Below are 5,973 nucleotides of genomic sequence, written 5' to 3'. Positions count from 1 at the left end.
TGCCGGCCCGCGGCGCAAAGGTGCCCGCGGGGGGCCCGGCCGCCGCCGGGCTTCGGCCGGGAGCCGCGCTTCCTAGACCAACCCGGCGGTTCCGTCGCCACCAGCTGGTGCACGTCGGGGCGGTAGGCGAGGCGCAGGAAATCGGTTCCAGCGGCGCGGGGTGCAACGAGCGTGGCGGCAGGGCGATGCATTATGGCCAAAGGCGTAGAGCAAGCGGGGCGGCCCCAGTGCCGGCCCGCGGCGCAAAGGTGCCCGCGGGGGGCCCGGCCGCCGCCGGGCTTCGGCCGGGAGCCGCGCTTCCTAGACCAACCCGGCGGTTCCGTCGCCGGGGGCCCCGGGCGGCCTCACGTCCAGCGGCTAAGGAACTGCCCGAAGGCCTCCTTGTACTGGTCGCCCACGGGCAGCGTGGCCTCGCCGATTTGCACGGTGAGGCGGCGCACGGCCTCGATTTTATCGAGCGCCACGATGAACGAGCGGTGGATGCGCAGGAAGCGCCGGGCGGGCAGTTTCTCCTCCATTGCCCGCAGGCTCATCAGCGAGAGCAGGGCCCGGGGCGAGCTTTTGAGGTGTACTTTCACGTAGTCCTTCAGCCCCTCCACGTACAGAATATCGGCCAGTAGCACCCGCACGAGCTGGTACTCCACCTTCAGGAAAATGCTGTCCTCCTCGGGCGGGGCGGCGGCGGGGGTGGCGGCGGCCTGGTCGCGCTCGGCGTAGGTGCGGGCCTTGCCGGCGGCCCGCAAAAACTCCTCGTAGTTGAAGGGCTTCATCAGGTAATCGAGGGCATCGACGCGGTAGCCCTCCACGGCGTACTGGCTGAAGGCGGTGGTGAACACCACCCGGGGGCCCCCGGCCTGGGCCAGCACGCGGGCCAGCTCAAGCCCATTCAGCTCCTGCATCTGAATGTCGAGAAACGCCACGTCGACGCCGCCCGGGGGCAGCGCGTGCAGGCCTTTCAGGGCTTCTACGCCGTTGTCGTAGCGCCCCACCAGCTCCAGAAACGGGGTTTTTTCAATAAACGAGCAGACCAGGCCCAGGGCCAGCGGCTCGTCGTCAACGGCAATGCACTTGAGGACGGTAGACATGTGTTGTTGGCTGTTGGCTAATGGCTTGTGGCTTACGGCTATTAGCGAATAATAATTGAGGTTTACAATGGTTTGACTGCTGCTGCCGGGGCTGGCCGTTGTGAACGGGCAGCTCCGCACGTTCAAAAAGCAAACAGCTATAAGCCAACAGCTAATTACACCGTCAGCGTCAGCTCCACCAGGTATTCGTTGGCGGGGGTGCGCTCGGTTACTTGCAAGTCGTAGCGGCCGGGGTAGAGGAGCTCGAGGCGGCGGCGGGTGTTGGCCAAGCCGATGCCGTTGCTGCCGGCCAGGTCGGTGGTGGGCGTGGGCAGCAGCGTGTTGCGCACCTCCAGGGCCAGGGTGTGGAGCGTGGGCTGGCGCAGGGCCACCACAATGCGGCTGGTGTGCGAGGCCGCCGCGCCGTGCTTAAAGGCATTCTCCACGAAAGGCAGCAGCAGCATGGGGGCCAGGGGCACGTCGTGCAGCGGTGCGGGCGGCGCAAACTCCACCGTTACGCGGTCGGTGAGGCGCAGCTGCATCAGGGTGATGTAGTCCTGGATGAAGGCCACCTCCTGGCTGAGCAGCGTGGGGCCCGCGGCCGTGTCGTAGAGCACGTAGCGCATCATGCGCGAGAGGCGGTGGATGGCCGCGCGGGCCTGCTCGCCGTCGAGCAGGGTGAGGGCGTAGATGTTGTTGAGCGTGTTGAAGAAGAAGTGCGGGTTGATTTGGGCCTTCAGCGAGGCCAGCTCCGAGAGCACGCGCTGCTGCTCGAGCCGCTCGCGGCCCTGGGCCTCGGTTTGCCAGCGCTGCACCACCGTGATGCTGGTGGAAATGCCCAGCACCAGCAGCGTGATGAGCGTGCCGGTGGCATCGAAGCGGAAGGGGCTGCGCGCGCCCCGCAGGCCCCCGCCGAGCGCGGGCCCGCCGGGGCCCCGCCGCTGGGGCCCCGCCCCCGCCGGGTCGATGGCCGCGTGGAAGGCGCGGTCCATCAGCTCGCGCAGGTGCAGCTGCTTTTCGAGGCCGTAGTTGGCCAGCAGCAGCAGCGCGGCGGTAGCAACCAGGGCCCCCACAAACCAGCCCGTGTGCCCCCGAAACAGCAGCCGCGGCACGCTGACGCCCGCCGTGAGGTAGAAGGCCCCTACCCACACGGCCAGCATCAGGCCCTGCTTCACCCAGAACTGCGGGGGCATAACCACGCGCCCCGTGAGCGGGTGAAACAGCAGAAACGTGAGCCCGAACAGCCCCCACACCAGCACGTGAATAAGCGGCTGGAGGGCGCGCCGGAAAGTAAAGTCGGCCATGGGAATTTAGCTACTGGCTTTTAGCTGATAGCTATTAGCTTTATCGTTGATAATCATATTTTTGCACTGAATTAACGAACACTAACTGCTGTCACGCGGGGCTCTTGTTGGCGGGCCCCAGGAAAATAGCACGAACGACAAAGTTCACGCTAGCAGACGCTGCGTAACGGCACGAATTAATTCAGCGCAGCCTCTTGACGGTAAAAAGGCAGGCCAATGGGAAGGCAAATCTAGGCCCACGCTTTGCCCGGCGGCGGCCGGCCCGACCGACCGGCCAATTGTGCCGACCAGCGCCGGGCTTTGGCCGCACGGGGCCCCACCCCTGGCCCGGCGCCGAGCGGCCAAAGCCCGGCGCCGGCCAGCGGCAACCGGCCTAACCCACAGCGCATCACTTCACCAAAAATCCTTGCGGCGCACCTACTTTTAATACCCTACTGCTCTCGCCCCTACTTTCACACCCACCGCGCCGGGGCCCCACGCGGCCCCCGGTGTGGGCCCCCGCTCCCATGCCCGACGCTAACGAACCGCTGGTTTTGCCGCCGCCCGCGGCCGCCCTGGCCCCCGAATTTGAAGTTCAGTTTCAGCGCAAGGAAAAGCTGATTGCCGGCTACCTGGCCGCGTTTGCGGTGGTGTATTACCGCCACCCACCCGAGCGCGACCCGGCCCAGCTGCAAGCCACGCTCCACATCGCCAACGCGGAAATTGATTTCCCCGCCGCCGCCGTCACGCTGGGCCTGCACAACGGCCTCACGCTGGCCGAGGTGGCGGCTGAAGCCGCCGGCCAGCTCGCCCTGGCCTTGGCCGGCGTGGCCGAGGAGCTGGGCGCGGGCATCGTGCGAGCCCGCATCTCCTTCCCCGCCCCCGAAGCCCAGCGCCCCGACCAAACCTGGTGCGTGACGCTGGGCTTCGAGCAACCCGAGGCCGTGGCCGTGGGCTTCAGCTGCGCCGATTCCGCGGGCGGGCTGCGCGTCGAGCCGTTCATGCCCGCCCACGTGCAAAGCGTGTTCGAGCAGCTGGCCACGGCGCCGGGCGCCACCGTGGGCCACGTGTTCTTCCTAGCCCCCGCCGAGGTCGCGCAGCTCAAGCAGTTCGGCGCCGTGCCCCAGCGCGGGCCCGCCGGGGCCCCCAGCAGTTGCACCGGCTGTTCGAGGAAACCGCCCGCACCTACCCCAACCAGACGGCCGTGCAGTGGGCCGGCCGCGCCGTGCCCTACCACGAGCTGAACGCCCTGGCCGATGCCTTGGCCGCGCGCCTGCAAGCGGCCGGTGTGCGGGCCGGCGACTTCGTGGGCCTGCTCATGCACAAGTCGGTGGAGCTGTACACCGGCATGCTGGCCGTGCTGAAGGCGGGGGCCGCCTACGTGCCGCTCGACCTCTCCTACCCCGCCGACCGCATCACCTTCATCCTCAACGACTGCGGGGCCCGGGCCCTGCTTGTGAACGATGCCCCGCCCGACTACCTCGCCGCCTGGCCCGGCCCGGTGCTGAACCTGGCCGAAGCGCCGGCTGGGGCCCCCGCGCCGGCCGCGCCGCTGGGCCCCGTGGCCGGGGGCCCTGAGTCCATCGCCTACGTTATCTACACCTCCGGCACCACGGGGCTGCCCAAGGGCGTGCTCATCCCGCACCGCAGCATTTGCCACCTGGTGCGGGCCGAGCAGCTGCTGTTCCAAACCACCCCGCAGGATCGGGTGGCACAGGGCTTTTCGGTGGCCTTCGATGCGTCGCTGGAGGAGCTGTGGCTGGCCTGGGCCGCCGGGGCCGCCCTGGTGCCCGTGCCCGAGGAAACCATGAAGACGCCCGACGCCCTGCCCGACTTCTTGAGCACCAACCAGGTAACGGTGTTTTCCACGGTGCCCACGCTGCTCTCGCTGCTGGCCAGCGCCATCCCCAGCCTGCGCCTGCTCATCCTCGGCGGCGAGGTGTGCCCGCCCGAGCTGCTGGCCAAGTGGGCCAGCCGCCAGTGCCGCGTGGTGAACACCTACGGCCCCACCGAAGCCACGGTGGTGGCCACGGCCGCCGACTTTGTGCCCGGCCAGAAGCTCACCATCGGCCGGCCCCTGGCGGGCTACGAGGCGCTGCTGCTCGACCAGCTCGGGCAGCTCGTGCCGCTGGGCGCCGCCGGCGAGCTGTGCATTGGGGGCCCCGCGCTGGCCGCCGGCTACCTCAACCGCCCCGAGCTGACGGCCGCCAAATTCAATACTGTGGCCGAACTGGCTACCGGCTTCAGCGGCCGCCTGTACCGCACCGGCGACCTGGCCCGCTTCGAGGCCGACGGCAACGTGGACTTCCTGGGCCGCATCGACACGCAGGTAAAAATCCGGGGCTTCCGGGTGGAGCTGGCCGAAATTGAGTCGCTGCTGTTGCAGTGGCCCGGCATCCGCAACGCGGCCGTGGCCCTGAAAACCGGCGACGACGGCGTGCAGAAGCTCATCGCCTACCTCATCCTCGACCCCGCCCACCCGCCGCTCGACGCCAAGGCCGTGCGCGCCTACCTGCGCGAACGGCTGGCTCCTTATATGATACCGGCCGCGCTGGTGCCGCTGGTCACGTTCCCGCTGCTCACCAGCGGCAAGGTCGACCGCAAGGCCCTCCCCTACCCAGTGGTTGGCGACGCGGCCCCCACCCGCGAGCTAGCCCTGCCCCGCACCCCCACCGAAGCCGCCGTGTACGCCGCCTGGCAGAAGCGCTTCGACACGGCCGACCTCTCCACCACCGACGATTTTTTCGAGATTGGCGGCAACTCGCTGCTGGCCTCGCTCATCATCTCCGAGCTGCGCCAACAGCCCCAGTTCGCTGGCCTCTCGGTGAAGGAGATGTACACCCGCCGCACCATCGAGGCCCTGGCCCAAGCCGTAGATGCCGCCGCGGCCGCCGCGCCCGCCCCTGCGGCAGAGGGCCCCGCAGGGCCCCCAGTGCCGCGCGCCTCGCACACGATGCGCGTGTTCACGGCGGTGCTACAGGCGGCGGCGGTGTTCCTGTTCTACCTCGTGCCGGTGCTGATTCTGAACACTTCCATCGCCGTGCGGCCCTGGCTGACGGCGCAGGCCGACTGGGCCCTGGTGGCGCTGGTGGCGGCCGCAGTGCTGGCCTACGTACCGGTGGCCTGCGGGCTGGTAATCGTATTTAAGTGGCTGATTATTGGCCGGTTTAAGGCGGGTGAGTACCCGCTGTGGGGCCTGTACTACGTCCGGTTTTGGGTGGTGAAGAAGCTGGTGGAAGCCGCGCCCACCCAGCTGCTGTCGGCCACGCCCTACCTCAACGTGTTCTACCGCCTGTTGGGGGCCCGCATCGGCCACGGCGTGTACCTGGGCTCGACGCGCCTGATGACCTTCGACCTGCTGACGCTGGACGACGGCGCCAGCATTGCCCGCGAGGCCGGCCTGCTGGGCTACCGCATCGAGCGCGACCGCCTCGTCCTGGGGCCCATCCGGGTGGGGCGCGACGCCTACGTGGGCCTGCGCGCCATCCTCGAAAACGACACCGAGCTGGGCGACGAGGCCGAGCTGGACGACCTCTCGGTGGTGGCCGCCGCCAGCGCGTGCCGGCCCCGCGAGGGTTGGCAGGGTTCGCCCCTCGCAGCGCGTGCGCACGCTGGCCGGCGCCGGC

General features: G+C 68.9%; 5 protein-coding genes. 2 read left to right on the top strand and 3 right to left on the bottom strand.

What is annotated here, in order from left to right; all coding sequences use genetic code 11:
• The 3 genes from BEN49_RS28840 to BEN49_RS09975 all read right to left on the bottom strand — a co-directional run.
• Positions 1-191, bottom strand: a 191-nt coding sequence (locus BEN49_RS28840; protein WP_204376083.1) for a hypothetical protein, incomplete at its 3' end; no start/stop codon positions are given.
• Between the two features lie 153 nt (positions 192-344).
• Entirely contained in the window at positions 345-1,085 is a 741-nt protein-coding gene (locus BEN49_RS09980) for a LytR/AlgR family response regulator transcription factor (RefSeq protein ID WP_070742887.1), read from the bottom strand.
• 155 nt (positions 1,086-1,240) lie between these two features.
• Entirely contained in the window at positions 1,241-2,368 is a 1,128-nt protein-coding gene (locus BEN49_RS09975; RefSeq protein ID WP_070742885.1) for a sensor histidine kinase, read from the bottom strand.
• 506 nt (positions 2,369-2,874) lie between these two features.
• On the opposite strand from BEN49_RS09975, the gene BEN49_RS09970 reads away from it, so the two are divergent.
• Positions 2,875-3,591: a hypothetical protein gene (locus BEN49_RS09970; protein ID WP_070742883.1), complete on the top strand. Its 717-nt coding sequence runs from the start codon at positions 2,875-2,877 to the stop codon at positions 3,589-3,591.
• Positions 3,501-5,973: non-ribosomal peptide synthetase (locus BEN49_RS09965; RefSeq protein WP_125916693.1), on the top strand; the 2,473-nt coding region annotated here is incomplete at its 3' end. The genes BEN49_RS09970 and BEN49_RS09965, both read left to right, overlap by 91 nt.

Origin of the sequence: Hymenobacter coccineus (assembly GCF_001816125.1) — a bacterium.
GTDB lineage: Bacteria > Bacteroidota > Bacteroidia > Cytophagales > Hymenobacteraceae > Hymenobacter > Hymenobacter coccineus.
The sequence above is the reverse complement of the archived record's forward strand: the minus strand, read 5'-3'. Positions and strand labels throughout refer to the sequence as shown.

Bases quoted from the DNA above. Each gene is read 5' to 3' on its own strand.
- BEN49_RS09980 (WP_070742887.1), bottom strand. From the start codon at position 1,085: ATGTCTACCGTCCTCAAGTGCATTGCCGTTGACGACGAGCCGCTGGCC.
- BEN49_RS09970 (WP_070742883.1), top strand. From the start codon at position 2,875: ATGCCCGACGCTAACGAACCGCTGGTTTTGCCGCCGCCCGCGGCCGCC.
- BEN49_RS09975 (WP_070742885.1), bottom strand. From the start codon at position 2,368: ATGGCCGACTTTACTTTCCGGCGCGCCCTCCAGCCGCTTATTCACGTG.